The organism is Peribacillus sp. P4_C12 (assembly GCF_056402095.1).
Genome location: NZ_JBFUIB010001167.1, coordinates 1 through 591 on the forward strand (window position 1 = coordinate 1; position 591 = coordinate 591).

1 protein-coding gene is annotated in these 591 nt (G+C 33.3%); it reads left to right on the forward strand.

Annotated features, from left to right (window positions below):
* The first annotated feature begins 78 nt into the window (after positions 1-78).
* Positions 79-159, forward strand: coding sequence for a hypothetical protein (locus AC1DUW_RS31965; protein ID WP_477644597.1), 81 nt, complete (start codon positions 79-81; stop codon positions 157-159).
* Positions 160-591: the final 432 nt, after the last annotated feature.

Here is a 591-nt window from a genome sequence, read left to right on the forward strand (position 1 = left end):
AAGGAAGGGTGCGAAAAGCTTTTTGTTAAAAAAGTAACCGGGACAAGTACAAAACAAATAGCCCAACTTTATGAAGCTATTGAATTTGCACGAGAAGGAGATACATTAGTAGTAACTGAAATAGATCGTTTAGCTCGTTCTTCTTTTGGACTTAAATAAGATAGTTCATGAATTAGCTGAAAAAGGGGTTAATGTAAGATTTGTAAAAGAGGATATGATATTTGATGGTGCTACAGGAGTTCCACGTTCCACCTTATTTGCAAAAATTAAATAAAATAGATTTGGTGAATGGACTGATAATCTGGTTTATTACATCAATTCGAAATAGAAAATTCTTAAACTGACTAGGTGCGTTAGTTGAGATCCGGGGCTACCATTTGGTGGCCTTTTTTCTTACTAACGGGGCAGGATAGTTCATTAAGAAAAGGAATTCTTGAGGTATAAAGTATGATTTTTGGAATGAAGAACAAGAGGATGTAACCGAAAAGAAATTGACAAAAACTTTTATTTAAAGAGTAGTATTGGTTTCAAATGATCTTAAAGTTGCCGATATTTCTATTACTATGCCCTGTTGGTTTTTACGGTAAATAA